The 24,579-nt window shown below is 44.8% G+C and carries 21 protein-coding genes and 1 pseudogene; 17 read left to right on the forward strand and 5 right to left on the reverse strand.

The window, feature by feature from the left end; all coding sequences use genetic code 11:
• Positions 1 to 54: 54 nt before the first annotated feature.
• The 10 genes and pseudogenes from H6G03_RS31155 to H6G03_RS38375 all read left to right on the forward strand — a co-directional run bounded on the left by H6G03_RS31155 (position 55) and on the right by H6G03_RS38375 (position 9,108).
• The gene (locus H6G03_RS31155; RefSeq protein WP_190473735.1) at positions 55 to 933 is read left to right on the forward strand and encodes an SDR family NAD(P)-dependent oxidoreductase; all 879 of its coding nucleotides are present in this window, start codon (positions 55 to 57) and stop codon (positions 931 to 933) included.
• Positions 934 to 1,011: 78 nt separating this feature from the next.
• Positions 1,012 to 1,674 (forward strand): phosphoribosyltransferase, encoded by a 663-nt coding sequence (locus H6G03_RS31160; protein WP_190473737.1) that lies wholly within the window; start codon positions 1,012 to 1,014, stop codon positions 1,672 to 1,674.
• Between the two features lie 227 nt (positions 1,675 to 1,901).
• Complete coding sequence (locus H6G03_RS31165) at positions 1,902 to 2,111, forward strand: acetyltransferase (protein WP_190473739.1); 210 nt, start codon at positions 1,902 to 1,904, stop codon at positions 2,109 to 2,111.
• A gap of 185 nt (positions 2,112 to 2,296) precedes the next feature.
• Entirely contained in the window at positions 2,297 to 2,635 is a 339-nt protein-coding gene (locus H6G03_RS31170) for a cupin domain-containing protein (RefSeq protein ID WP_190473741.1), read from the forward strand.
• 232 nt (positions 2,636 to 2,867) lie between these two features.
• Complete coding sequence (locus tag H6G03_RS31175) at positions 2,868 to 3,968, forward strand: iron-containing redox enzyme family protein (RefSeq protein ID WP_190473742.1); 1,101 nt, start codon at positions 2,868 to 2,870, stop codon at positions 3,966 to 3,968.
• Between the two features lie 273 nt (positions 3,969 to 4,241).
• On the forward strand, positions 4,242 to 4,880 hold the full coding sequence (locus H6G03_RS31180) for a class I SAM-dependent methyltransferase (RefSeq protein ID WP_190473745.1): 639 nt from the start codon (positions 4,242 to 4,244) through the stop codon (positions 4,878 to 4,880).
• A 200-nt stretch (positions 4,881 to 5,080) separates the two neighbouring features.
• Positions 5,081 to 5,209, forward strand: a pseudogene (locus H6G03_RS39900) (manganese catalase family protein); the annotation flags it as partial.
• A gap of 174 nt (positions 5,210 to 5,383) precedes the next feature.
• A complete protein-coding gene (locus H6G03_RS31185; RefSeq protein WP_190473747.1) occupies positions 5,384 to 5,659 on the forward strand; it encodes a DUF7219 family protein in 276 nt (91 codons plus the stop codon).
• Positions 5,628 to 5,837 (forward strand): response regulator, encoded by a 210-nt coding sequence (locus H6G03_RS31190; RefSeq protein ID WP_190473749.1) that lies wholly within the window; start codon positions 5,628 to 5,630, stop codon positions 5,835 to 5,837. Before H6G03_RS31185 ends, H6G03_RS31190 begins: the two co-directional genes overlap by 32 nt.
• 145 nt (positions 5,838 to 5,982) lie before the next feature.
• On the forward strand, positions 5,983 to 9,108 hold the full coding sequence (locus tag H6G03_RS38375) for a globin domain-containing protein (protein ID WP_242060505.1): 3,126 nt from the start codon (positions 5,983 to 5,985) through the stop codon (positions 9,106 to 9,108).
• Between the two features lie 62 nt (positions 9,109 to 9,170).
• Here H6G03_RS38375 and H6G03_RS31210 read toward each other — a convergent pair whose 3' ends face one another.
• A complete protein-coding gene (locus H6G03_RS31210) occupies positions 9,171 to 9,488 on the reverse strand; it encodes a hypothetical protein (protein WP_190473750.1) in 318 nt (105 codons plus the stop codon).
• Positions 9,489 to 10,054: 566 nt separating this feature from the next.
• On the opposite strand from H6G03_RS31210, the gene H6G03_RS31215 reads away from it, so the two are divergent.
• Positions 10,055 to 12,391: a glycoside hydrolase family 31 protein gene (locus tag H6G03_RS31215; RefSeq protein WP_190473751.1), complete on the forward strand. Its 2,337-nt coding sequence runs from the start codon at positions 10,055 to 10,057 to the stop codon at positions 12,389 to 12,391.
• A gap of 249 nt (positions 12,392 to 12,640) precedes the next feature.
• Positions 12,641 to 12,997, forward strand: a complete 357-nt coding sequence (locus H6G03_RS31220) for a hypothetical protein (protein ID WP_190473752.1) — start codon at positions 12,641 to 12,643, stop codon at positions 12,995 to 12,997.
• A gap of 303 nt (positions 12,998 to 13,300) precedes the next feature.
• Here H6G03_RS31220 and H6G03_RS31225 read toward each other — a convergent pair whose 3' ends face one another.
• Positions 13,301 to 13,720, reverse strand: a complete 420-nt coding sequence (locus H6G03_RS31225) for a hypothetical protein (RefSeq protein ID WP_190473753.1) — start codon at positions 13,718 to 13,720, stop codon at positions 13,301 to 13,303.
• A 106-nt stretch (positions 13,721 to 13,826) separates the two neighbouring features.
• On the opposite strand from H6G03_RS31225, the gene H6G03_RS31230 reads away from it, so the two are divergent.
• The gene (locus tag H6G03_RS31230; RefSeq protein ID WP_190473754.1) at positions 13,827 to 15,593 is read left to right on the forward strand and encodes a DUF5942 domain-containing protein; all 1,767 of its coding nucleotides are present in this window, start codon (positions 13,827 to 13,829) and stop codon (positions 15,591 to 15,593) included.
• 30 nt (positions 15,594 to 15,623) lie between these two features.
• Here H6G03_RS31230 and H6G03_RS31235 read toward each other — a convergent pair whose 3' ends face one another.
• A complete protein-coding gene (locus H6G03_RS31235) occupies positions 15,624 to 16,865 on the reverse strand; it encodes an RNA-guided endonuclease InsQ/TnpB family protein (RefSeq protein ID WP_190473755.1) in 1,242 nt (413 codons plus the stop codon).
• A 93-nt stretch (positions 16,866 to 16,958) separates the two neighbouring features.
• On the opposite strand from H6G03_RS31235, the gene H6G03_RS31240 reads away from it, so the two are divergent.
• Positions 16,959 to 17,186 (forward strand): hypothetical protein, encoded by a 228-nt coding sequence (locus tag H6G03_RS31240; RefSeq protein ID WP_190473756.1) that lies wholly within the window; start codon positions 16,959 to 16,961, stop codon positions 17,184 to 17,186.
• A gap of 64 nt (positions 17,187 to 17,250) precedes the next feature.
• On the opposite strand, the gene H6G03_RS31245 is transcribed toward H6G03_RS31240, so the two are convergent.
• Positions 17,251 to 18,270, reverse strand: coding sequence for an aldo/keto reductase (locus H6G03_RS31245; RefSeq protein WP_190473757.1), 1,020 nt, complete (start codon positions 18,268 to 18,270; stop codon positions 17,251 to 17,253).
• Positions 18,271 to 18,435: 165 nt separating this feature from the next.
• A complete protein-coding gene (locus H6G03_RS31250) occupies positions 18,436 to 19,815 on the reverse strand; it encodes a carotenoid oxygenase family protein (RefSeq protein ID WP_190473758.1) in 1,380 nt (459 codons plus the stop codon).
• Between the two features lie 466 nt (positions 19,816 to 20,281).
• Here H6G03_RS31250 and H6G03_RS37445 point away from each other — a divergent pair, with 466 nt between their 5' ends.
• The 3 genes from H6G03_RS37445 (at position 20,282) to H6G03_RS31280 (ending at position 24,526) form a co-directional block, all read left to right on the forward strand.
• Entirely contained in the window at positions 20,282 to 23,323 is a 3,042-nt protein-coding gene (locus tag H6G03_RS37445; protein ID WP_199315569.1) for a response regulator, read from the forward strand.
• Between the two features lie 118 nt (positions 23,324 to 23,441).
• The gene (locus tag H6G03_RS31275) at positions 23,442 to 23,822 is read left to right on the forward strand and encodes a response regulator (RefSeq protein WP_190473759.1); all 381 of its coding nucleotides are present in this window, start codon (positions 23,442 to 23,444) and stop codon (positions 23,820 to 23,822) included.
• 35 nt (positions 23,823 to 23,857) lie between these two features.
• The gene (locus H6G03_RS31280; RefSeq protein WP_190473760.1) at positions 23,858 to 24,526 is read left to right on the forward strand and encodes a phosphoribosyltransferase; all 669 of its coding nucleotides are present in this window, start codon (positions 23,858 to 23,860) and stop codon (positions 24,524 to 24,526) included.
• Positions 24,527 to 24,579 lie beyond the last annotated feature (53 nt).

Below are 24,579 nucleotides of genomic sequence, written 5' to 3' on the forward strand. Positions count from 1 at the left end.
TCTTCCCTAACCCCTAGCCCCTAGCCCCTAGTCCCTAATTAAGGAGGTGTTAAGGTGAATAGACTTTTGGAAGGAAAAGTTGCGATTGTTACTGGTGCCGGTACTGGAATTGGCGAAGCGATCGCACACAAATTTGCCAAAGCAGGTGCTAAAGTCGTCGTCAACGGACTGCCGGAAGATCCGGTAAAAGAAGTCGTAGAAGCGATTAGAAAATACGGCGGTCAAGCGCTTGCATATGCGGGCGACATTTCCGAAGAATCCCACGCCCAAGCTTGCGTTCGTGCAGCCATTACCGAATACGGAAATCTTCACATTTTGGTCAATAATGCCGGTGTATTTTTGGTCACTGCCGAAACCGAGCATTACCCGATCGAAGACTTCGATCGCACCATTCGGATGAATATCAGATCGGCATTTCTGATGACAAAATACGCCCTGCCGCACTTACAAAGAACGCGGGGCAATATCATTTCAGCGGGATCGGAAGCAGGCTTTAACGGGTTAGCTAAAAATACCCCCTACGGCGGCACAAAAGGATGGATGCACTCGTTTATGTTGGGAGTTGCTGTCGAGCAGGCAAAGTATGGAGTACGTGCTAATTGCGTTTGTCCCGGTGCGATCGATACAGCTTGGACGCACAAGGAAACTGGGCCAATGGATGCCCAGATGGAAAAAATGTTGATAAATGCCACACCAATGGCTCGACGCGGTACTCCAGAAGAAATAGCTAACGTCTATGCTTTCTTGGCATCGGACGAAGCAAGTTACGTCACTGGTGCTTTGTGGTTAGCCGATGGCGGGGTCACAGCAGCCAAGGGAGCAGTCGGTCAGGAAACACCGCAATCGCTGCGAGTTGAACCCCAAGGCGAACTGCGCCTAGATCATTCTTTAGAGGGGTTAGAAGACAAAAACTTTCACACCATTAAGAGATGAAAAACAAAAGTAAAAAGGCAAAAGTAAAAATATTATCTTTTTACTTTTGACTTTTGACTTTCACGGGAGGTGAGAAGGATGGCGACATTTAAAGACAGAACGGAAGCGGGTAAATTACTGGCTACAAAGCTTTCTGCTTATGCCAACCGCGCTGATGTTTTGGTGCTGGGACTACCGCGTGGTGGTGTTCCTGTCGCGTTTGAAGTAGCAAAAGCGCTGAATGCGGCGCTGGATGTTTTTGTAGTTCGCAAACTCGGTGTTCCCGGACAAGAAGAGTTGGCTATGGGTGCAATTGCTAGCGGTGGCGTCCGCGTGCTGAACACCCAAGTCGTGCGATCGCTTCACATCTCCACAGAAACAATCGATCGAGTAGCAGACTTGGAACAACAAGAATTGGAACGTCGCGAAAAACTCTACCGGGGAAACCGACCCGCACCCAACTACACCGGACGCACCATCATTGTTGTAGATGATGGTTTGGCAACTGGTTCCACTATGCGTGCTGCGATCGCAGCGCTAAGGCAATACGAACCCAATCTGATTATCGTCGCCGTCCCGATCGCCGCCCCCGAAATTTGTCAAGAATTTCAATTAGAAGTAGACGAAGTAGTGTGCTACAACACGCCCGAAAACCTCTGGGCTGTGGGACGAGCCTATGAAGATTTCTCCCAAACCTCTGATGAAGAAGTTTGTCGCTTGCTAGACAGAGCAAATAACTGTCAGCTCGCGGCATCTTCTTAGGATCTAAAGATGATGGCAAAAAGAGCGATTTTTATTTGTGTTGAAATCAATAGGAGTACAAACTAGAAACAAGCAAAAAGCAAAAAGTAGGCCATCGGTAAATGCCCATTTTCAATTTATCATACCCAGCCACATTTTATTTATTCATTATTATCACTTTTGATAACTGTCAAATTATAAATAAGGACGTCATAATGAAAGCAATCACATTTACTTAAGGAGTTGCCATGTTTCTCAAAAGCAAACAAAATGGTACCTTGATCCAAATAGAGAATCTGGAATCTTTGATCAACCCCAATGAAAATCAAATTACCGGACGAGATCAAGCTGGCCAGGAAGAACAAGGGCCTGCTTCATATCAGAAAGAAGAATTAATTTTTCCTTCCGGCGAGCAACTACCCCGCTGCTGGTTAGATGCAAATTACCCAAAAGCCTGATCTCGGATTAGTTATTAGTCATTTGTAAAATTATCTTTTCACTAATCAGCGATGACTGATGACTAATAACATCTGTACAGTGCGTCAGAAGAGCGTAATTTTTGCGCTCATCATTAATTTTATCGCTCTGACGCACTCCACTTAATCTAACGCCGCAATTTAAGTTAATAACTGAGGACATTGATATGGTTGATACCAGCGTCAAAAAAATAGACTCTACCCAATCCCCTCAAGGTCAAATGGGCCAAAAATATCTTGCCTCTGGAAAGAGTGTGTCAATGCGTCTTTGGGAGGACGAACAGCCTGGTGAAGCGAAACCACTAACTCAGCGCGAGTATGAAACTGTCGGTTATGTCATTAAAGGTCGCGCTGAATTACACATCGAAGGACAGATGGTTTTACTCGAACCTGGTAGTTCCTGGGTAGTACCGAAAGGAGCATCTCACACCTACAAAATCCTCGAAACATTCTCAGCAGTTGAAGCAACTTCTCCCCCAGCCCAAGTTCAAGGGCGCGATGAATAATACTTAAGTAGGGTGGGCAATGCCCACCTTAATTTTTAGGAAAAAATTTTCATCCTATTGGCTTACGCAAAAAGATATTGTTTGCTAATTTATGCCTATTCAATTGTATGTTAAATCACAATTTATTCCTACTAAAGAAAGATTTGGTAATTACCTTTGTCAAGCTATTGTTAAGTTGTGTGAACAAAAAATCATAGACCGAAATCAGTTGTAAGAAAACAAGGAAGATTAGATGCAGAGCAATGTAGTTAGCTTGCCGCTAACCGAATTTAAGCTGAATAAGATTATTGAGCAACAAGCGCAAGTTTTCAAATACGATGAAGCAGAGCAGCAATTTATTACGCTGTTGTATCTCGAAAATTTAGACAAAAAACTGGCAGCACAACCGGAAATTTCTGTCAACTTTGAAAGAGCGATCGCACACGCAATTGAAATAGCTTATAAAGGCGAATCGGGAGATAACGACGCCGCCCACCTTTTTTTACAGCGCGTCCTTTATCGCATCAACCGAATCAACCTTTTTTGGTATGACGATTTGCGCCACTACACCAACGAACGCTCTTACTATTTGCAGAAAATACGTAACCAAATAGAAGAAGTTTGGCAGCAGTGGGAAATATCCCAAATTGATGTAGAAGCTCTGCAAAAACTCGATGCCCAGCAAGCATTAATTGAGCGGGGAGAACGAGATCTCGATCCCTATTTATCTAAAGATGGACGGTACATTCGCGAAGAAATGACCGAGGCAGGATATCGCCACCTCTTAGCAATTGCTTCCTTCGATGGATTGGTAGAAGCAAGTCGTCTTTCCCGTATTTTGGGTGGTGCTGCTAACGAAGTGCAGTGTACTTTGGTGCGAGTACTTTTGGAAGAATACGGCAACGGTCGCCTCTCCCGCAAGCATTCTACATTTTTCGCCCAAATGCTGGCCGAATTTGGCATGAATACGGAACCGGAAGGATATTTTGATATCGTGCCTTGGGAAGTTTTGGCATCCATCAACCACAACTTCTTGCTAACAGAATGCAAGCGTTATTTTCTGCGTTACAACGGCGGACTGACATATTTTGAAATTGTCGGCCCTTCCATCTACAAAAATTATCTCACAGCAGCGCAGCGACTGAAACTTTCAGATGCGGCAATGGGTTATTGGGAATTGCACATCCGGGAAGACGAACGTCACGGTCGCTGGATGCTGGATGATGTTGCTTTGCCATTAGTTGATATGTATCCCGATGAAGCTTGGCAAATTGTTTTGGGGTACGACCAAGAGAAATTTATGGCCGATCGCGCTGGTGCAGCTATGGTGCGATCGATCCGCTCAATTTGCTAATTGTTCATTGCCGATCGCTTCCTCTTCATTCTGCTTTGCTTGCTCTATGAGCGATTAGCGATGAACCGAGCGTCCGATTTTTGCTGTCCTTTTCTGCTCTTTTTTGCTCCTGATACTATGTTTAACCTCTCCATCCTCGCTCCCAAGTCTAAGACTCTCTTTGGTTTTCGCCCAACTCAAAAGCCAAGCTCCAAAGTCGCTAAGAGAAGCCCTTCTGGAAAAGAAGTATTTATTTGCCCGGAAGAATCTAATTTTTACTCGCAGTGCTTAGATATGATGGTGCTAAACGATTGCGGTGAGGATGAAGTAGCGATCGAGTTTGGTTCTGGCGATGGCCTTCCAGTCATTAATTCATTGCTGAAAAACCAGTTTAATGGTAAAATTGACGGCTACGAACTCAATCAGTCAGCTTGCGAAGTTGCCAATGCCAAAATTGCTACATACGAGCTAGAAGATCGATATGTAATTCATAATTCTTGTTTCTTCAATTCCGCTAAACCCGATTCCCGATATCTTGTATCGAACCCACCATATCTGCCATCATTAGATGACGATATCTATCTGCCGTTATTACGCGGAGGCATGGATGGTTCTGGAATTACCAGGCAACTATTGTCATTAGATTACGAGAACGTGATGCTGATGATTTCCAGTTATTCCAATCCAGTAGACACCATTGATTATGCCATTGTCAAAGGCTACTACGTTTCTAAGTTTCTCGTTACCCCTCTAGAATTTGGCTATTATAGTTCTGAGCCAAAAGTTAGGAATACGATCGCAAAGCTGCGCGAACATAACATGGCTTTTTATTCGGAAAATGTCTACCTTTTGGCAGGCGTTTTGTTTCAAAAACAGCATAAAGCTCCTGTAGATTTGTCTAACGAGTTAATTCAACTGATGACAAGTTTGTAAAGTCATATCAAATCCGGTAGCATCGGTTGCATAAAAAATGCGTTCTTATCTGCGTTAATCTGCGTTAATCTGTCTTCATCTGCGGTAAAATTTTCACCCCCGATCTCCCACAGATAACATGAGAGCATCATTCATGTACTACCGATCCAACCGGACACGATATCAGTAGCATTTAAGTTAAAAACCTTTATAAATAAACCTGGGCGAACGGCAAATCGATCGACGGCAAAGGCCAGTTCGAGTATATCGCCAATCCTCAGCCGCTTGGCCCAGAACCGCACCCACCCCAACCCGATCCGAAATTGCACGGGACGCCAAAAGACAGATAAAAGTGTTTGAGTTATGGGAGCGATCGCACGATCGCCCTTATTTTATTCCGCCGCGAGTTTGAGTAGCGATCGCGATTATGTTAAGTTTTGCAAATATTATCCCCCAGGTAGGTATAAACTAGGTTAAGGCTTGGTTAAGCATATCTATAAATACCGTTATCAAACGAAGAATCGATGGCCACTAACGGAGAAAATTTCAACCAACAGAGCAAAAACGACTTTTTATACCCTAGAGGCCGCTACTACGGTGCCTTTACGCCCGAACAACTAGCTTTTAACGCTAATTTGCAAGAATTTGCTCAGAAAGTTGCGTATATCGCGGCCTTGGAAACCGGAGGAAAGATTTTGCCAGAGGAGGCGTATCAAAAGATCAAATCTTTGTGGAAGCAGCTAAAGCGAAGCAGGAAGGCGATGAAGATTGGCCAAAATCCGCCATCGGAAACGCAATAGTTTTTCCTGGTATCAGTTTATATTTATCACCGCTCAAAATAACCAAGATGTGCAACGCCTTGGCGGAATTCTTGGCGCAAACAGTTACCGGGCTAAACCATTTGCAACCGCCCAACTTTTAGGAGCGATCGCCCTACCGCAAATTGCCGAGCTTGTTTTAGGTGGGCAAATGTTGTAGAATCTAACAAAAATTGATGCGATGGCAGCTTTCTGAGCGCAATTAACCAAAAAAATCAAGTTGCGACCCCCTAAAAGCACAGCATTAAAATTGAAAACTATTTAAATTATACCATTGACAACTTCTTACACCTAAAAATACACAAATGTCTCTAAAAGTTGAATTATTAGAACAAAGTTTCCAGCGCATCAGACCTCACGCGGAAGAATTTGCCGCTAGTTTCTACGAAAACTTATTTGCTGCTAACCCCAGAGTAAAACCGCTATTTGCTCATAGCGACATAAAAAAGCAGCAAGGAAAGTTGCTGAGTGCTTTGGTGTTAGTAGTAGAAAGTCTCCGGAAACCAGAAGTTCTCAAGGAAGTTCTTAAAGACTTAGGAAGCAGGCACGTCAGTTACGGGGCAATACCAAAATATTACCCCTTAGTGGGCGCGGCGCTGTTGGCAACTTTTGAACAATACTTACAAGAAGATTGGACTCCTGAAGTTAAGCAAGCATGGGAGGATGCTTTTACTGCGATCGCAGCTTTAATGTTTGAAGGCGCAGGTTATCCAGCCCAAACTCTGCAATTAGAAACACTACCAACTCCTTCACCAAGCCCACACAAATCTACCACTGCAATCAAGGAAGTTGCCGCATCATTTACCCCACCTCCGCCACAACAAAAATTATCAATCGCTTCCACCGACGAGAAAAAAGCAGCGATCGTACAGCCGTCTTCTGGTGAGATGTTAAAAGATGCCGCCAGTGCAGCGCCACCTCCATTAATAGAAAACCAAGCCATCGCTTTTGTCGGGGAGAATAAAGCACCAATCGTGCATAAATCCACTACCAATGTCAACGAATTTACAGCTAACGTAGCACCACCTCCCCCACAAAAATCTGGTGCATTACAAGTAGAATTACTCGAAAGCAGCTTTGCCAAAATCAAACCCCAAGCCGCGCAATTTGCAGCCAGCTTTTACGAAAACCTGTTTGTAGCCAATCCAAGAATAAGACCGTTATTCACTCACACCGATATGCAAAAGCAGCAAGAAAAGCTGCTCGGTGCTTTAGTGTTAGTCATAGAAAGTTTGCGTAAGCCACAAGTTCTCAAGGCAGTTCTTAAAGACTTGGGAGCAAGGCACGTCAGTTACGGGGCCATACCAAAATATTACCCGCTAGTTGGCTCTGCTCTAGTCACAACACTAGCCCAATATCTACAGTCAGATTGGACAGAAGAAGTCAAGCAAGCCTGGGTCGATGCTTATAGTGCGATCGCAGCTTTAATGTTTGAAGGCGCAGGTTATCCAGCCGAAACTCTGCAATTAGAAACACTCCCAATCCCTTCAGCAGGCGAGCAGAAAGCACCTATACTGCAAGAATCCATCACCCCTATATCGAATATATCGAAAAGTACAGCATCGACTCCTTCTTCGGGATTAGAAAAAGCACCATCACCACAAAAATCCGGAGCTTTACAAGTAGAATTACTCGAAAGCAGCTTTGCCAAAATCAAACCCCAAGCGATGCAATTTGCAGCCAGCTTTTACGAAAATCTGTTCGCAGCCAATCCAACTGTGAAACCGTTATTTGCCACCACAGATATGCAAAAGCAGCAAGAAAAACTGCTGGGTGCCTTAGTTCTAGTCATAGAAAGTTTGCGTAAGCCACAAGTTCTCAAGGCAGTTCTTAAAGACTTGGGAGCAAGGCACGTTGCTTACGGGGCAATCGCAGAATCTTACCCCTTAGTTGGTGCGGCGCTACTGCAAACTTTTGAGCAGTATTTACAGTCAGATTGGACGGAAGAAATCAAGCAAGCTTGGGTGGATGCTTATGTTGTGATTACCAATGTAATGTTTGAAGGTGCAGGTTATGCTCCCTTACCTGTGCCATCGCAAACAGTACCCACACCTTCTAAAGTCGCAGTAACAGCACCAGCACCGCAGAAATCTGGTGCCCTAGAAATCGAATTACTCGAAAGCAGCTTCGCTAAAATTAAGCCACAGTTGCCGGAATTTGTGGTGAGCTTCTACGATAACTTGTTTGCCGCTAACCCGGGTGTGAAACCGTTATTTGCCCACATCGATATGAAAAAGCAGCACAAAAAGCTGCTTGCTGCCTTGGTGCTGGTGGTAGAAAGTTTACGCAAACCAGAGGCTCTGCGGCAAGTGCTTCAAGACTTAGGATCTCGGCACGTTGCTTATGGCGCTCTACCAAAATATTATCCGCCTGTGGTTTCTGCACTGTTGGTGACTTTAGAACAATATCTACAGCAAGATTGGACTCCCGAAGTAAAGCTTGCATGGGAGAATGCTTTTGGGACGATCGCCAATGTGATGTTGTCAGGTGCCGATTATGCAGTCCCATCTCTCCCATCGCCGCCAGTACCTACTTTTTCTAACGACGCAGTAACGGCACCAGTTACAGAAAAGTCTCCCAGTTTACAGAATGAATTAATTAAGAACAAATTCGCTCTGCTTAAAACTCAAGCTGAAGCACAAATAAAACGCTTAACATCCGTTGTTAAAGAAGGTGTAACAACAGAACAAATACAGGAAAAACTTACCGCCTCCCAGGAAACATTAGTTAAATGGTTCTGGGAACTACCAACATGGGCGATCGCCAGCGTTGCAGCCTTCGTATTAATATCGCTCGTTCTCATCACCGATGAAAATTCGCCCCTAGCCAAAATAGTGGGCAGTGCAGACGCTATCAGCGTTCTGCTGGCTTTGATTCTATTCATCAAAGAAATTCCCGAACGTAGGAAACAATCTCACTATCAAGCTTGGAGCATCATAGATGGAGCGGAAGGCGTAGAAGTTAGCTATGCTAGGTTAATGGCGCTGCAAGATTTGAACCGCGATCGCGTTTCCCTTAGAGGGGTAAAAGTTGCTGGTGCAAAGTTAGAAAATATCGATTTAAGTGAAGCCGAATTAACTGAAGCGGATATGAGTAACGCCGATCTCGATGAAGCTAACTTCACTAGCGCCAATCTCAACCGCACCAATCTCAGTTTTGCCAGTCTCACTCGCGTCAACTTCAGCCGCGCTAATTTGAGTTTTGCTAAATTAAAAGGTGCAAGAATGGCTGGCTCTAACTTCAAGAATGCTAATTTGCTCGGTGCCGATTTGAGTGATGCTTTGTTGACTGGTGTGGATCTCAAAGGTGCTAATTTGAGCGCAGCTAACCTCAAGGATGCCAACCTAAGTGGCGCTAGCCTGGAAAATGCTACGTTTACTGGTGCAAATCTAGAAGGTGCTATTATGCCTGATGGTTTCCAAGAAGGGTAACATTTTGCCAAACCTGCCCCCTTCTTTTATAAGAAACGAAGGGGAGCTATCGATCGGTTCGATTACAACTGCAAATTTTCCAATTCTTGCCACACAGTATTCATAAATTCTTTGGCATCCTTGATTCCCATTTCTCCCAAAGCAATCCACTCCTCATCGCTATGCTCTCTATCCATTCCCATTACTTCTCTTGTCCAATAAGGCAAGTTAGATGGGTTTTCCATCAGATCGCGGACTATCTCTATGGTACTCTTACCAGCTACTTTCTCATCCCAGCCGATCGCCAAACAAAATCTTAGCAATTTCGCTAGGTTGCTGTTAGGCGAAATCGACAACAGCAAGGCCATATTTTCTGCAAGATAGTATTTTTGGATGTCCATTTGCATCTACCCTTTTAGTTAGGCATTGATGACATTTAGAATACTCCAATTGTCATCTATCTAAAGATTGGCTTAGGAAATCTTAAGCTTCATTATTTATCCTGTGGGGTAGGCGCGATCGCATTCCGCTAGAAGGTGCATCAGACTTCCCTATTTGTGACGATTTCTTACAGCCTGTTGAGAGATACCCGACTTCTTGAACAAGTCGGGTATCTGTGTCGAGAGATCCCCGACTTCTCCAAGAAGTCGGGGATCTGTGTAACAATTCTAAATCTCAAGATAGATAAATTAGCGTTTTTGGGTAAATAAAATTAGAAAAATAACGACATATCAAACATCTACCTTTAGGTAGTATTTTGTCGTACCCAAAACTTGTTAGCAATAGAAGATAAAATCAAAGTTAATCGTGAAATAATAAAAACAATTACCCGTTTTCGAGCAACCATTACTAATTTTTAAGATATACCAACCGCCAAGACATTTAGGATATTCTTCATTCCTCAAACCCTTGAGGCGACGCGCTTCATTCCCTAGCCCCTAGCCCCTAGTCCCTAGCCCCTAATTATATGCCACAATACTTTGGAAAATTGCCCACGACAAATCAACCTTGGACAACAATCGGAACAGTGCGATCGATCCTACACGACGATCGCGGCGTTTGGTGTTCTTGCGGCGATACCCGCCTTGCCATTAGCGTGCTAGCACCCAACTTAATCCGCGTTCGCCTAGCACCAAATGGTGAATTTACACCCCACAGTTCTTGGTCTGTTGCTTTAGATGATAAAGAATGGTCTCTCGTACCTTTCCAGTTTAAAGAAACTGCTTCAACTATAGAAATCGAAACAGAAAAGATGCTCGTTTCAATTCAACGAAACCCTTGTCGCATCGCATTTTTTGATAAAAATGGGCATCCTTTCGCTCGCGATACCGAAATGAGTATGGGTTGGCGAATGGGTGCAGTTGCAGCTTGGAAATACATCGAACCAGACGAACATTACTACGGTTTTGGCGAACGCACTGGATTTCTGGATAAATTATCTGAAGTTAAAACTAATTGGACAACTGATGCTCTAGATTATAATTCGCTTACCGACGAAATGTACCAAGCGATTCCGTTTTTTATGGCATTGCGTCCCGAACTGAGTTATGGTTTATTTTTTAATACCACATTTTGGAGCCAATTCGATATCGGTGCCGAAAACCCCGGTGTTTTGCGAATGGAAACTCGCGGCGGGGAACTCGATTATTACATTATTTATGGCCCAGAACCAGCCCAAATACTCGATACTTATACCCAACTGACGGGGAGAATGCCCCTACCGCCAAAATGGTCGATCGGCTATCATCAATGTCGCTGGAGTTACGAATCGGAAACAGTCGTGCGAGAACTGGCAAATGAATTTCGCCAACGCAATATTCCCTGCGATGTAATTCATCTCGATATCGATTATATGCGCGGTTATCGCGTCTTCACCTGGAGTCCGAAACGCTTCCCCGATCCTGCCAAACTGATTGGCGATTTGAAACAAAATGGTTTTAAAACAGTAACAATTATCGATCCGGGAGTTAAGTACGAACCAGAAGCAGATTATCATGTTTTTGATGAAGGAATAAAAAACGATTATTTTGTTCGTAATGCCGACGGGCAACTATTCCACGGCTACGTTTGGCCAGATAAAGCAGTATTTCCTGACTTTTTGCGACCCGATGTACAGCAGTGGTGGGGCGACTTACAAAAAAGCCTCACCGATATCGGTGTTGCCGGTATTTGGAACGATATGAACGAACCGGCATTAGACGATCGACCTTTTGGCGACCCCGGCAATAAAATTTGGTTTCCCCTCGATGCACCCCAAGGAAATTCCAACGAACTCACAAATCATTTAGAAGCACATAACTTGTATGGCTTGTCAATGGCTAAAGCTTGTTTTCAAGGACTGGAAAAACATCGTGCGATCGAGCGATCGTTCGTGCTGACGCGATCGGGTTTTGCAGGCATTCAACGCTGGTCATCTGTGTGGATGGGTGACAATCAATCCTTATGGGAGCATTTGGAAATGTCGCTACCAATGCTTTGCAATATGGGATTGTCGGGCGTGCAATTTGTCGGTTGCGATATTGGCGGTTTTGCTGGCAACGCCACAGCGGAATTATTCGCTCGATGGATGCAAGTGGGAATGCTTTACCCCTTAATGCGCGGTCATTCAGCAATGAGTACCGCACGACACGAACCGTGGGTATTTGGCGAAACAGTCGAAAAAATTTGCCGCGAATACATCAATTTGCGCTATCAATTATTGCCTTATATTTACACACTTTTCTGGTCAGCAGCCACAACTGGCGCACCGATTTTGCGTCCGTTACTCTATCATTTTCCCAACGATCCGAAAACCTACAACCTCTACGATCAAGTATTGCTCGGCCCATCCCTGATGGCAGCGCCCATCTACCGACCCGGAAAGGAACATCGCGCCGTATACTTGCCCGAAGGTACGTGGTATGACTGGTGGAGTGGCAATCGCTACGAAGGGCCAATTCACATCCTCGCCCACGCGCCTCTAGAAAGAATGCCTCTGTACGTTCGCGGCGGTGCGATTATCCCAATGGCACCCGTAATGCAATACGTTGACGAACGTCCCCTCGATCGCTTAACGTTGCGTATTTGGCCCGGTACAGGTGAATGGACACTTTACGAAGATGACGGTCATACCTTTGCCCACAAAACAGGCGCTTGGGCGACCACCACATATCGCGTTTATCGAGAAGGACAACAAATAATTGTCGAAATTGGGGCGCGTGAAGGACAATTTTCCCCACCAGTGCGGGATGCGATCGTCCAACTCTCAGGCATAGGCGAACAGCACTTCCAAGATGATGGTACTGCAAAACATTTCACTTTTTGATCGAAGAGATCCCCGACTTCCCCAACAAGTCAGGGATGCGATCGAAAAACCGATCCCAAAAATCTTATTCCCGATCCGAAAAGCACAAAGACATCTGTGTTCATCTGTGGATATCTGTGGTTAAAATCCCAGAGTAGTTACAATTAAAAATCTGTAATTGGGAATACAGTTTGATGTATCTTTTGACAGAAGTTACAGCCTTAACTAAACAATTAGGATACTTGTGACAAAAACAAAAAGGAAAATACTATGCAGCGCCTTTTTTCCAACTTAAAGCAGGCATTTCGCCAAAGCTTTTTTATTTTCAGCTTGATTAGCTTGATTGGCCTCTCAAGTTTATTCATTTTCAGTCAGCCAAGTTTAGCCGCCGCCCCCACAGAAAGACAACCAACTTTAGAGAGAGGAATTGATAACGCCGCTCAAACTAACCAAGCTGCCCATAATCGCGTAGATACTTACGAAAAAGCAGTGAAAGCAGTTGACGATCCTCAAGGTCTGGAAAAAGCTTACGAAAAAAATCTCGGCAAATACGAAGAAAAGCAACCAGATAACGGCATCATCCAAGAAGCTAGCAAAATAATTGAAAAAGTCACCGGTCAAGACTAATCGATTTCTCAAGTCTTACCCAAGCACATTAAACACAAGTACGTTGTTGCGCTTTAGCGCTAAAGCGCAACAACATACCCAAAAATCAACTCTATTTTTTGTGGTGATTATAAAAAGTTATTTAATCGTAGGCTGGGTTAGGCATCACAATCAACTTTAACATTAAGACGAACATTTTTCCCCATAAATCCGAAAAGCCTACGATATAACATATTAATTGGTACGAATTTGGGGCGTGGTGCGTTAGGCGCTTTTGACTTTTGACTTTTGAATTTTGACTTTTGAATTTTGACTTTCTAGACCCTAACTATAACCTTGCAATTCCTGTTGCAAATGTTTCCCCCACTCAGTAGCTATAGCTATTTCTGTGAAGGGAATTTGGATAGAATCAGTTGCATCTGCAAAGCAAAATTCTAACGCTACTGAACGACCTCGATCGGGTGGGTTTTGTAAATCAGCTAATTTGTCATCTACCATTAGATAGATTGATTTGACATTTTTTAGAGAAAAAGTTTGCAGATTCACTGGTTCTGTGCGCGTAGGTTTTCCCCAAGTTAAATTGCTGCCATTTTGACCCAAAACCGCATAAATATCGTACTTTGCCCGCTCAAATTGCGACGCCCAGCGACGATAAGCTTCAACCTTTTGAAATTCGTTCCAGCCAGCCCAAGCTAACCAAATAAATAGTGCCAGCAACGGCAGCCAAATAAGACCTCTTTCCATATTTGAGCGATCGACTTTTGGTAAATATCCTGCAACAACAGTTTCTAAACTGGGTGAGGTTGAGTTATGGTGGTGATCGAGCTGTCCCTACCCCTGGCAGGTTGACATGAAAAAGCTTTTTCTTCTGAGTTTGTTTATCATCGGTCTCGGTTTCGCCATCTTTAATTTTAAAGGACTGGCAGCCAGAGGCAACTATGACTCGATCGTGCTGGACTTTCGGGAAGATGTTCCCGCAGCCCAAATTGCCGAAAAGCTGAGCGCGATCGCAAAACAGTACCACGTTAACCCTTATCTCAATAGCGAATTCTCTGTAAAGGATAATGTCTATATTGTCAAGGGCGATGAGAAATTACTTAAAGCCCTGAAAAAATCAGATCTAGCCAAACAGACAGAATCTATTGAGCCCAACTATCTGTATTACGCCCTAGAAATCCCCAACGACCCAGAGTACAGCAAGCAGTGGAACCTGCGAAGCATCAACATCGAGTCAGCGTGGGAAGAAACCAAAGGTAGCGGTGTGACAGTAGCCGTGATCGACACTGGCGTCAGCCGCGTTCCCGACTTGCAAAAAACCAATTTCGTCAAAGGCTACGACTTTGTGAACGACAAAGTAGAAGCTGATGACGACAACGGACACGGCACCCACGTTGCAGGTACGATCGCACAATCTACCAACAACGGTTACGGCGTCGCCGGCGTCGCCTACGAAGCCACCATCATGCCGCTGAAAGTCCTGAGTGCAGGCGGTGGCGGTACAGTTGCCGATATTTCCGAAGCCATCAAATTTGCCGCTGACAACGGCGCAGGCGTCATTAATATGAGCTTGGGTGGCGGCGGTGCCAGCGAACTGATGCAAGAAGCCGTTGACTATGCCCACAGCAAAGGCGTAGTTGTAGTAGCAGCAGCGGGTAACGAAAGCCGAGATTCCTCCTCCTACCCAGCTCGCTATCCCCATGTCATCAGCGTATCCGCACTCGGCCCCGACGGTGAAAAAGCACCCTACTCCAACTTTGGTGCAGCTGTAGATATCGCCGCTCCCGGTGGCAGCGAAAACGGTAAGATTCTCCAAGAAACCATTGACTACCAAACCGGCGAACCCATCTTTGCCGGTTATCAAGGCACCAGCATGGCATCTCCCCACGTTGCTGGAGTTGCCGCAATGGTGAAAGCAATGGGTATCGAAAACCCAGATGAAGTCGAAGAAGTCCTCAAAAAATCCGCACTTGCAGTCAAAGAAGACCCCCTCAACCACTTTGGTGCCGGCAAACTGGATGCAGCAGCAGCAGTGAAACTCGCCGCCAAAGGACAAATCACCTTCCGCGACTTCTTCCGCTGGTTGCGCGAAAATGGTTATCTCAACCTCCGCTTCTGGTTTGATGGCGGTGCTGTAGCACTCCTACCTAAGATACTGATGGTATTGGGTTCCTACCTGCTAGCTTGGTTCTTGCGGAACTATTTACCCGGCTGGACTTGGGGGCTAAACAGCGGTTTAATCTTTGGCAGTTCCGGTTTGTTCTTCCTGCGCGGTTTATACGTCTATGATGCGCCCCAGTGGCCTTTCCGAGTCTTGGGTAGTTCTATTCCCGAACTGGGTAACGCCATTCAAGGCACTAGCGCCTTAAACCCGATATTTGCCAGCGTGCTAATTCCGTTAGTTTTAGTAGCGCTGTTGCTGGGAAATCGCAGTTGGAAGTGGTTTGCGATCGGATCTGGCATCGGTGTGGCCAGCTGCTTGCTTGTCAGCGCCGTGATGATGCCTCATGTCATGTGGCTGGGAGAAGGTCTCTGGGCCCGTGCCTTCCTGATCGTTAACGCCCTACTCTGTTTCGGACTTTCTCGGTTAGCTATGCAAGGAGAAAAACAAACTGCTTGACACTCTACCGCCGTAGAACGGCGAAGATTCTCAAGAGATTTTCACTCTTAACGGCTGTGCCAAACAGCCTCTAGACACTCCGCCTAAAGCATCGTGCTTACTTTTTCTCAAGATATTCGCCGCGCCGTTACAGTCAGCGTTTACCAGAAAACCATGCTTCGTTCGATACAGTCCGCGTTTAACCCGTTTCCCGGAGAATTTATATTCTCTCGGTTTATCGGCGTTGTAAATGGGCAGTTTATCCCCGTCGAGAAAACTCGCTCTACTGGTATAGGATTCCTCCTGTTCCACGTAGGCGATACCGTATCTGGAGCACAACGCTTTCAGTTTGGCTCTCAGGCTGGTGTGGGGAATTTGAACGAAGTTTTGGTTATTCCGACTCCCGATGTTAATCTCCTGTTTGATGCCCACGTTAAAACCGACAACGATTTTAGCGATCCGGTTCTCGATACAGTGATTAATAATGTGACGCGCGGCTTTATTGAGATAATCCCGAACCTTGTTATTCCGATTCCGTGTTATTCTCGCCTGACGCTCGGTTATTCCCTCGATATAATGCAAATCTTTAATCGATTGCAGTCGGGCGTTCTCTTTGTTGAACCAACGGTTAAGGGATTTAATTCTTTTACCATCCACGATAAAGGATGCCCCGTTGGTATCGACGCAGGTGGCCAGATTATCGAGTCCGAGATCGATAGCGAGAGCGTTATCGGGTTCTGTAGGAACGGGAGTTTCTTCAACTTCGGCGATCAACTCCACGTCGAAGAAACGCGCGTTATAGCGGGGGTGAATCCGAACTTCTTTAAGAGTATCGGGATCGATTCTCGCAGGAATTGGTATCCAAATTTCCCCGTGTTCCTTGCAGAAGTCACGAGACATCGGAACACGGAATTTTCCATCCTTGATTTTGACCCTCGGCATAATCAAGAGGAAATAACCGTCTTTCGGGAGATAGTGAGGAAGTCTAACTTTCTGTTGAAAGCTTCCCTCTTTTACGGCGTTTATCAAGCCGTAGAAACTCCGAAAGGTTCTATCGACTACTTTAAGGGTCTGTTGGGCTATATCGGTATTCAACCGCTTATAGTTCTCGTTCGCTTTGCAGTAGTGATAGTTAGATTCGTAGCGAAGATGTTTCCCAAATTGAAAGTAATACTGTCTGACCGTGTAAAGCCCCACGTTGTAGAGGTTTTTACTCAGTCGGCAGAGTTCTCGCAAGGCGGTAAATTCCCTCGCCCCGAGTCCGCGTATCTGGTTCTTCTGAGTCAGGTACATCGCTTTCTCGCTAGAACTACAGCCACTTTAGCGAGAAGCCCCTTAAATGTAAAGCCGTCCTAGAAGGACGGGGTTTCAAACCCAAAATTTACGATGAGTTTAAGCGTCACAGGTACGATCGAACGCAAAGGACTTGGGCCAGGAACCTGGGCTATAGTCACCGATAAAGGGGAAACCTACGAACTCTACGAAGGTGGCCCAAAAGAACTGCACGAATCCGGATTGAAAGTCAAAGTCAAAGGCGAAGTCCGAGATGATGTCATGTCCTTTGCCATGATTGGCCCCATCCTGGAAGTAAAATCCTTTGAGGTCGGTAAGTAATTACAGTTCTACCGTTAGTTATTCTTCTGTAGGGTGGGCAATGCCCACCCTATCACTTTTCATATTATCGTCGATATTCATCTCCGCAATCACCGATTAGCTCATACAAATTCCGCGACTTTTCAGAGATGGAATCAATGCGATCGCCATCTTGCTCGTCTAGTGTAAAACCGAACACCTTCGCATTTTCTTCTATATGTTCGGATATGCTGAGTCTAGCACCGACGATCGCACCACCCACCGCTGGTTTATCCAGAATATAACGCACAGCTACATTGGCAATACTTACGCCATGTTTATCTGCTATTTGCTTGAGTGTATTCAGCAGTTCTTGGAAGAGGTTCCACCCTCCCCAAGCATCGACCATATTTTTGTATTTTCTCAAGCTAACGGTGAAAAGATCTCCCCCTCGCGGTTCGGGACGACCCAAATATTTCTCCGACAACAAACCGCCACAAAGTGTCCCGTAAGCAAACAGCTTAATATCGTGTTGCTGACAGAATTCGATCGTACTTACTTCCGGACGGCGATCGACTAAAGAAAATTGCACCTGATTGGATACAATTTTTATCCCTGCATCGGTGATAATTTTTAAATGCTCGGTATCGAAATTGGTTAAAGCTAGATGTTTAATTTTTCCTTCTGCCTGAAGTTCCGCCATGTATTTTAGGGCATCCAGGTAGTTTTTATCCCTATATTCCCACCAGTGAAACTGTACCATATCCAAACTGGGTACATCCATTCTTTTGAGGGATATATTAATGTTATCTTCGACTACTTTACGAGTCATTTTGCTGGGGCGAGGTACCCATTTGGTGAAAGCTTGGAGATTTGATAAAGCTGCTTGGCCCCGATTAGCAATTAATTGCCGTCTGAACTCGCCAATAAAATCTTCTGCGGGGCCATAATGGTCTGCTAAGTCCCAAGTGGTAAAACCCGCATCCATGTACTCGAACATATGAGAAATAGCGGTTTTTTGGTCAATTTTTCCATGAGCGCCCGATACTTGCCACATACCATTGAGGATACGGCAAATGTTCAGATCGGGGGTAAGTTGCAGTCGGCTTGATGCAGGTAGTTTCATGGCGATCGCTTAGATTTTGAACTTTAGCTGTTGAGGTAATTCATGAATTACCCCAACAGGCATATATATCTTATCTATTTGAGTCCACTTAAGTGGACTTTCGCTATTAGCTGGAAACTTGAGTTCCCAGCGGGATTAAAGCACAGGTGCAAGATGTGACAAAAATCAAAACTGAACCCAAGTGCCGTGGAAACCATAAGGCACGCGAGTAGGAATCGAGATTCTAGCAACAGGTTCGGCGGTTATTTCTTTAGCGCTTACTACGACTAACTCCGAACTCTCTTTGTCATCGTCGTAAACAAATGTGACCAACCAGCCGTCATCTTCATCAGTAGCATCTGGTTGAGGAACAAATACTGCCTCGCCTCCATAACGTCCTTTCCCAAATTCGTGAATTTGGGAAGTACCGCTAACAAAGTCGTACTTGATGAAGCCATCAAATAAAGGTAATGAAGTTGGGGCCGATCGCGCTGTATAACCGTAACGAGTTGGTCGTCCTACCAGTTGTTCGTTTACACGCGGAAATTCCGAGGGTATATCATCAATTTGTTCTTGTTTCATCGCACCAGTGCGGAGATTAAATCGCCAGCGGTGCAGCAGGGGAATATCGCTTTGGCTATTTTGAGATGTTGGCGAGGCATCAAGCACGCTGGTGCTTTCCATCCGGCAAGCTATGAGTATGACTTCATCTCCTTCTTCATAGGCGTTGAGAGTGTGAAATATATAACAAGCTGGTGCTTCAAACCAGCGAATGTTGCTGTTATCTCCGTGACGGGGAACGATGCCAAAGCGACTGGGTATGTCCGATTCAAACATAAATGCCGGTTCGCCTCTCTTCATCCGTTCGGTTCGGAATGTCAGGGGCAAATCCATAAATATGGTGTAGTTTTCCGTGATGGCAAAGTCGTGCATCATCACGCCAACTGGTAAGTCAATTGGAACTGTTCGCAGCAACTTTCCTTCGGGAGAAACTACACTGTATTGCAGATAAGGCGGTTGCGCTACTCCGTAGCCAAAAAACATCATTTCGCCAGTTACGGCATCGACTTTGGGATGGGCGGTGAAAGCACTTTTTAGCTGGTTTTCATAAGTGTAGGAACCGACTGTTTCCAGTGAGGGTACTTTGATTTCGTGGGGTTCTCCGCCTTCCCAAAGTGCTAGCAGACGTCGATCGTGCCATACTAAGGCTGTGTTAGCTGTGTTCTTATATGGGCCATAAGGATTATTTTCCTGAATTGGTTCAAATATGCCTGTCCAAATGGCTTTATCGGCGTCGTGTTCGATTTGCCATCCTCGCGTTCGCACGTAACGGTTGCGATAGGTTGCCCTGCCGTTGCTAATTTGTACGCTGTGTAACATTCCGTCGCCGTCGAACCAATGGTAACGACCTTTTGGGCGAAACTGGGGATTTGGGCCGTTACGAACAAACATCCCATTGAGGTTGGGTGGTAGTTCGCCTGTTACCGGGAGGTCTTGAGCTGTAATTTCCTCTGGGACTGGGGCAAAGTTACCTTCTAGATAGGGATTGACTGCTGTTGTTGTCATAACTCTGAATTTGCTTAATCGCTGGCTTTCCCTATTTTTACAAATTGTTACATAAGTAGCGATCACTTCAGCGCAAGACCTTCTAGAATATCGATTCATTAATCCCAAAAACTGGGTTTCTATAGGCCAAAGCAATGAAATATGGCTGTTTGCAAAACAAGAAACCTGGTTTCTCTGGGACGACAACGCCAAATCTAATAGAGCTATATGCACATACTGCTAAATAGTCATCTATCAAGAGTTATAGATTTTTGTTGAAGTTGAGTTATTAAGACGATCGCCGTAAACCTTCAACTGACAAAGTTTCCTGCTTAAATTAATCAAAATTTATATGTATACAGGATGCGATCGCCACATCTTCAGGCAGTGTATGTAACCGAATTGGTATAATTGATAACTTCCTATTCCCTTGCCGCCCACACCTGACTATTTTCATAATGAAAGCGATACCCAGGGAGATATTTAGATGAGAATTCTGCTAGTAGAAGACGATGAGACAGTCGCAGGGCTTGTTTGTGACTTCCTTAGCAAACAACATTATGTCGTCGATATTGCTGAAGATGGAGAAGCTGGTTGGGAATTAATAGAAGCCTATACTTACGACTTGATTCTCCTCGATGTCATGCTTCCTAAAATGGATGGTATGACTTTGTGCCGTCGAATACGATCTGGTGGGTATCGGATGCCCGTACTCCTCCTCACTGCTCGTCAAACTAGCATAGATAAAGTTACGGGTTTAGATGTGGGAGCCGATGATTATGTAGTCAAACCTTTTGATTTAAAAGAATTAGGCGCTCGCATTCGCGCCTTGCTGCGACGGGGAAATTCTGCTTTGGCTCCCGTTTTGCAATGGGGAAAGTTACACCTTGACCCCAGTACCTGTGAAGTCACTTATGAAAATAAAATAGTTCCTTTAAGCCCTAAAGAATATTCTTTATTAGAGCTTTTTTTACGCAACAGTCGTCGTATATATAGTCGCAGAGCAATTTTAGATCACCTTTGGTCTTGGGAAGATGCTCCGGGAGAAGATACAGTCAAAGCGCATATTAAAGGCTTGCGGCAAAAATTTAAATCCGTAGGCGCACCTGTGGATTTGATAGAGACAGTTTACGGCATGGGTTATCGTCTCAAACCACTATCTAACGAACAGGAGGAAGAGAATCTGCCTTTGATTGTAGCTGCGGGTTTGCCCGATCGATTAACATCCTGGTTACAGGAGCGATTGGCTTTACCAATTGAAAGAACTGATAGTAGTGAAGAAATGCTGGATGAACTAGAGCGAGGAAACTGGTCTTTACTGTTACTGGATGCGAGCGCGATCGATTCTACTGTAGCGAGAGTCTTAGAACAAGCTTATTCCCGACTCAAGGAAGCAAAACAATCAATTATTTATTGCTTCGATCCGAATTTAGCGACTAATTTACCAAGAAAACTAATCGGTCAAATTTTACTTCACCCTTTGGACTGGGAAGAATTAGCTAGGATCGCCGCAGACACTTTGGGATTGACTTTAACTCCCGCTAAGCAATTGTCTACTTCAGATTTAACATTGCATATCGAAACAGAAAAAAGCCAATTAAAAATATCAAATGTGTCATCAAAAATTATTTATAAAAAACATGAAGAAAGCAGCGTTGGTGAAGATAAATCTGAAGTTAGCAAATCGGAAAAAATTACTGTTAAGACTGAAAATACAACAATTAACGATGACCGCTCGCCAATAAATGATAGCGCATCTATTGATAAACTAGCACGGATAGAATCGCTACAATCAGCAGTGGGAGGACTTTGGGAAAAGTTCAAAGACAAAATTATTAATCGTATTGCGGTTATCGAACAAACAAGTGAAGCTTTACTGGCAGGAACGCTTAACGATCGATTAAGAGAACAAGCAATACGCGAAGCTCACAAATTAGCTGGGTCTTTAGGTACATTTGGTTTTGTTAAAGGCTCTTCAATAGCGCGGGAAATAGAGGAATTATTACAAGTACAACAAGAGGAAACAAATTCTCAGACCAGTAATGCGGGCGGAGATCGACCCGTACAAAACACAACACTATCTACAGCCTCTTCTGGTTCGTGGAGTGGCTTAAAAATATCGCCAGCCCACGAACTAAATATAATGCGCCTTTTTCAATTGGTGACAGCGTTGCGGCGGGAACTGGAAGCAGCTTCAGATACAAATACTACCGATACTTTTCCTTATGCTCGGTGGCAGAGTTTATTAACTAATAATAAACCTAGACTATTAATAATAGAACCAGAGCGAGAGTTGGCCGAACAGTTAGTTAGAGAAGCAGTTACTTGGGGAATGCAGGCAGAGAGTATCAGCGATTTGCTTGCTGCCAAAGTGACAATTGAAAATACTAATCCTGATTTAGTGCTGCTTGACCTTTATTTTGGCGATTCTACTGAGAACGGATTGAGGCTGTTGAAGGAACTATCGGCGCAAAATCCACCTGTACCAGTCATTATCTTGACATCTCACGATACTTTCAGCGATCGTGTAGAAGTTGCTCGTATGGGTGGGTGCGCTTTTTTGCGAAAGCCGATCGAACCAGCCGGTGTGATGGAAGCAGTTAGTCAAGTGCTACAAAAAGAACGCAGTAATGAATTTAAGGTGATGGCAGTAGATGACGATCCCCAAATACTGTCCACTTTAGAAACTATATTGCAGCCTTGGGGCATCAAGCCGATTTCCCTAGACGACTCGCGACGTTTGTGGGAAGTCCTAGAAGCGACTGCACCGGATTTGTTGATTTTAGATATAGATATGCCTCATGTGAATGGGATTGAAATCTGTAAAGTCATACGTAACGATCCGAAGTGGAACTATCTACCGGTGCTTTTTCTTTCTAGCCACACTGATGCCGAAACTATCAAGCGGGTTTTTGGCGTTGGCGCTGATGACTACCTATACAAGCCAATTATAGGATCGGAACTGATCGCCCGTATTTTCAATCGCATACACCGAGTTAGGGTGCTGCGGAGTATTTCTGAAACGGATATTTTGACTGGAGTACTCAATCGACGCAAGTTAATGCAGGATGTGCAGCGGTTTTTAGGGATGTGTAAACGTTATGGACAAACCTTATCCTTTGCCATTTTAAATTTCGACTATTTTCAGGAATTTAACGAACAGTACGGTCATGCTGCTGGCGACATGATGTTGCAGCGATTTGGCAAATTGCTGCTGGAAAGTTTCCGCAGTGAAGATGTGGTAGGTCGTTGGGCTGATGGAAAGTTTGCGATCGGTATGTACGCTCTTAACAAAGAATCTGCCGCAAAACGCTTGAGCGACTTAATAGCTTGTTTCCAGCAATCGGAGTTGGATCGCCCAGAAGCAAGGAAGTTGCAAATCCATTTTAGCGTTGGTGTGGCTCAATATCCCGATGATGGTAGTGACTTACAATCTTTATATCATAATGCTGGTAAAGCACTAGATCTCGCTAAGGCAATGGAAGGCGATCGCATCACCTGCTATGACTTACCGAAAAATGGTGTATAAAACCCCGTGCGTAACCGGCGGGAAGGAAGCTACGCGCCGAAGTAATCTTCTAGTAGCAGATAACCTCAATCCGATTCTTCCTCAAGATAAAATCTAAAATCTAAAATCTCAAATCAGCATGGTAGCCAAGCGCATTTTAATAATTGATGATGAAGACGATATCCGAGAAATAGCTCAAGTTTCCTTGGAAACTATGGGAGGTTGGGAAGTGCTAACAGCTGCTTCCGGTAACGAAGGTTTAGCGATCGCCTCAGAGCAAGCGCTTGACGCCATTCTCTTGGATGTGATGATGCCGGATATGGATGGCCCCACTATTTTTCAAAAGCTACAGGCAAATAAAGCCACCCAACACATCCCTGTGGTCTTATTGACAGCTAAGGTTCAGGCGGCAGAACAGCGCAGATTTGCACAGTTGGGCGTAAAGGCTGTATTGACTAAACCTTTCGATCCGATGATCCTGGCAACTCAGCTAGCAAAAGCACTAAACTGGAGCCAATAAACTGGCAATTAAGCTGTAATTTGCTGGAGGAAGCCTTGTCACCTAATGTGGGATTTCAAGATCGCAACAGTGCCGGTGAGCAGCTAGCCCAAGCCATTAATGCTCAGATTGACCAGGTTCGGGAGCGAGGAGTTTCGGCTTCCCCCATTGTCTACGCTCTACCTCGCGGCGGTTTGCCAGTTGCTGCACCTGTAGCTCAGAAGCTGGGTTGCCCTTTAGATATTATCGTGGCTAAAAAGATTGTTCAGCCAGAAGACCCAGAACTAGCGATTGGTGCTGTAACTGTAGATGGGCAGGTGGTGTGGTCAAATCGATTGCCTTTACCTAAAGATCATCCGCAATTACAACAAGCGCTCCTTCAAGCTCAAGAAAAAGCGATCGCTCAATTCGATTGCTTCGCCGCTTATCGTCCTAAAATTACGCCAGAAGGTGCGATCGCCATCTTGATCGATGATGGCATTGCTACCGGGATGACAATATCTGTGGCGATTTCGGCTCTGCAACTTCAAAAAGCAGCACAGGTTTGGATCGGTACCCCTGTAGCACCTCTGGGATCGATGAAATTTTTACGCCGAATTTGCGATCGCGTTATTGTACTGGAAACGCCCCAACAGTTCTTCTGCGTCAGTCGCTTTTATGTAGAATTTCCCCAAGTCGAAATGGAAGATGCTTGTAGCTTGTTGCAACAGGTTAATCGGGGTTAGGGATTAGGGGTTAGGGGCTAGGGAAAGAGGGAAGAGGAAGAGAGAAAACATTT

This window comes from Aerosakkonema funiforme FACHB-1375 (assembly GCF_014696265.1).
GTDB lineage: Bacteria > Cyanobacteriota > Cyanobacteriia > Cyanobacteriales > Aerosakkonemataceae > Aerosakkonema > Aerosakkonema funiforme_A.